The organism is Desulfovibrio sp. 1214_IL3152 (assembly GCF_036763055.1).
Lineage (GTDB): Bacteria > Desulfobacterota > Desulfovibrionia > Desulfovibrionales > Desulfovibrionaceae > Desulfovibrio.
The window spans coordinates 1-3,137 of record NZ_JBAIYW010000615.1; the positions used below are offsets into that span (position 1 = coordinate 1).

General features: G+C 61.5%; 4 protein-coding genes. All 4 read right to left on the minus strand.

The features are described from left to right. The coding region (locus V6C07_RS12910; protein ID WP_333536882.1) for an LUD domain-containing protein at positions 1 to 707 on the minus strand (707 nt) is incomplete at its 3' end. Positions 708 to 710: 3 nt separating this feature from the next. Beyond that, on the minus strand, positions 711 to 1,343 hold the full coding sequence (locus V6C07_RS12915; RefSeq protein ID WP_333536884.1) for a lactate utilization protein: 633 nt from the start codon (positions 1,341 to 1,343) through the stop codon (positions 711 to 713). Between the two features lie 84 nt (positions 1,344 to 1,427). After that, positions 1,428 to 2,723, minus strand: coding sequence for a (Fe-S)-binding protein (locus V6C07_RS12920; RefSeq protein ID WP_333536885.1), 1,296 nt, complete (start codon positions 2,721 to 2,723; stop codon positions 1,428 to 1,430). A gap of 9 nt (positions 2,724 to 2,732) precedes the next feature. Beyond that, on the minus strand, positions 2,733 to 3,137 hold a 405-nt coding region (locus tag V6C07_RS12925; RefSeq protein WP_333536886.1), incomplete at its 5' end, for an FAD-linked oxidase C-terminal domain-containing protein.

The following is a 3,137-nucleotide window of genomic DNA, read 5'->3' on the forward strand; positions in this document are numbered from 1 at the left end:
ACATGCACGCGCGGCAGCGTGGTGACCATGCGGGCGTTGCCCTCGTTGGTCACGGTGGACACCGAGCCGTTTTCGGCCACGGCGAAGTTACAGCCGCTGATGCCCATATCCGCGGCAATAAACTTGCGGCGCAGCTGCACGCGGGCCACCTTGACCAGGTGCTGCACGTCCGAATCCTGTTTCACGCCGGTGGCCTTGGTGAAATCGTCGGCCACCTGGTAACGCGAAAGGTGGATGGCGGGCATAACCATGTGGGAAGGGCCTTCGTGCCGCAACTGGATGATCCATTCGCCGAGGTCGGTTTCATCCACAATGAGACCCTGGGCCTCAAGAGCGGGATTCAACTCGATTTCTTCAGCCGTCATGGATTTGGATTTCACCACGCGCTTGACGTTGTTTTCCCTGGCAATGCGCGCAATGATCTCGTTGGCTTCGGCAGCCGTGGCGGCGCGGTGCACATGCACGCCACGCTTTTCGGCTTCGGCCTTGAACTGGGAATACAGTTCTTCCATATGCTGACAGGCGTAGTCTTTGGCATCGGCCACCTGGGCAATAAGGGCGCGCTCGTCCACTTCCTTGAACACGGCTTCGCGGTTGGCGCGGTAGGCCACGGCGAAGGTGTCGAGAGTGCGGCGCAGGAATTCGTCATTCAGAGCTTCGTCCAGCTCCTTGTGGTAGCCGGAACTGCTTTTAAGGGCGTCATGCATGGGTTAGTCCTCCAGAAGAATGATGTGGAGTTCCAGCGGGCCATGTACGCCCACGGCTGCCACACGTTCAATATCAGCCGTGCGGCTGGGACCCGTCACCAAAGTGGTATAGGTGGCCGGGGCCGAGTTCATGCGCTCACGCAAAAACTGGGCAATGGACGGCAGATCGGGGTAAATATCGGACTTGCGCAAAAGAATCATGGACACTTCAGAAATCATGCCCGTCAGGCGCACGTCTTCGCTGTCGGTGTTCAGCATGCAGGTGGCGCTGGCCGCAACACCCACAATGCCAGTGGAAAGGCCCACATCAATGCCGGCGAGGTAGTTGCGCAGCCCTTCGCGAATGCAAAGAAAGCCCTTTTCCTCACAGGCCGCGGCCAGAGAGGCAAAGTCCGCATCGTTGAGTTCAGGGGCTGCCACAACACGCTGCACCCGGGTAGGCACGTTGTTGGGGCTCAAGGGGCCTTGCGCGGCGCCTGGCTCGTCAGCCAGAATTTCAGCAGGAGCCTTGCTGGCGCACACGTCCACAACATATTGCAGGGCCGCGGCCATGGTGGGCGCTTCCTGCACCACTGCGCTGACCGCCGCGGCCTTGGCGGCAAAGGCTTCGACCAGTTCCTGGTTCACAGGGGGCATAGGATTCTCCTTTCGGTCATCATGATTACGCGGCCATGCCGCGCCGCTCCGGCGGAAAAACGCTTCCCGCCGGAGCGGCCGTTTTTATCTCAGGCTTTCAGCGTATATTTCAACGGTATGTTTGACGCGCACACGGTCTTTGTTGTGCGAGAGCACGTCTTCAAGCTGCATCATGCAGGCGGGGCAGCCCGCAGCCACAACCTCGGCCCCGGAGGACACCACGTTGTCGCGCTTGCGCTGGCCTATCTTGCGTGAATAGTCATAGTGGAAGAGGTTAAACGAGCCGCCGCAGCCACAGCAGCGGTCGGCTTCGGCCATTTCCACCACCTTGTAGGCGGGGTTGGCCGCCATGACGGCGCGGGGCTGGCCCACGACGCCCAGGGATTTCTTGAGATGGCAGGAGTCGTGGTAGGTCACCGTGGTGGCATTGCCCGCCGGAGCTTCGGCAGGCTGCACCTTGAGCACATCCACAAGAAAGGCGTTGATGTCCATAGCCTTGGCGGCAAGCTGCTCGGCCTTGCGCAGTTCCACGGCGCCCAGGCGTCCGGCATAGCGGGGCCACAGTTCCTTGATGGTGGAAGTGCAGGAACCACAGGGGCTGAGAATGTAGTCGAAATCCGCGCCGTCAAGAACGCGCAGGTTGACCTTCATCTGCTTGACCATGCCCTCGGCATCGCCGGAAGACAGGGCGGGAATGCCGCAGCAGGTCAGCCCCTTGGGCATGAACACCGCCACCTTGTGGTGACGCAGCACCTTGAGGCAGGCTTCGGCCATGTCAACATACATCTTGTCGCCCATGCAGCCCGGATAAAAAGCCACCTTGATGCCGCCGGCGGGGCGGCGTTCGTCAAGCGCGCCATGACGAACGTGCAGCGGCTTTTTTGCCAGGGGGCGCATATGGCGGTCACCCAGCATGAAGTTCAGCATGGGCGCGCACACCGTACCCTGAGCCGAACCTGTGCTGCGGAAGATCAGCCCCTGAACCGGAGCACCCATGCGCATGGCAAGGTTGAACACGCCGGGCTGCGGCAGCACCGCGCGGAAGATCATTTTCTTGACCGGGTGCAGGCCCAGGTAGGCGTTGACGATTTCCCGCGCTTCCATAAACACGTCCATGATCTGGACGCCGGGAGGGCAGGACGCCTGACAGGAGCCGCACAGAAGGCAGCGGCCCAGCTTGTCGGCCACGGCTTCGGGGTCCTGGATCATTTCATGGGCCAGATTGTCGATGAGCGCCAGCTTGCCGCGCGCCACGTCGGCCTCCATACCGGAAGCGCCGAACATGGGGCACACGGCCTGGCACATGCCGCATTTCATGCAGGCCGTGACTCTGTCGTCCAGCGCCATGAGGCGCTGGGCCAGTTCGTGCAGATTACTCATGTAAGGCTCCTAGATTCCCACCAGCTTGGTGGCGTTGAACAGGCCCTTGGGGTCAAGGGCGCGACGCAGCCGCTGAGAGAACAGAATGGTGCCGCGCGAGGTTTCTTTTTCCATCCACTTGGCCTTGGCCGTGCCGATGCCGTGCTCGCCCGAAAGCGTGCCGTGCAGCTTGAGGGCCACGTCGAACATTTCGTCAATGGCCTCTTCCACGCGGTGGAACTCGTCCTTGTCGCGCTTGTCGCACAGGAAGGTGGGGTGCAGGTTGCCGTCACCGGCGTGACCAAACGTACCGACCTCAACCTTGTACTTGGCCGCGATTTCGTTAACGGCCTTCATCATGGCAGGAATCTGCGAACGCGGCACGGTGGCGTCTTCAAGCACGGTGGTGGGACGGCAGCGGGCCAGCACGGGCAG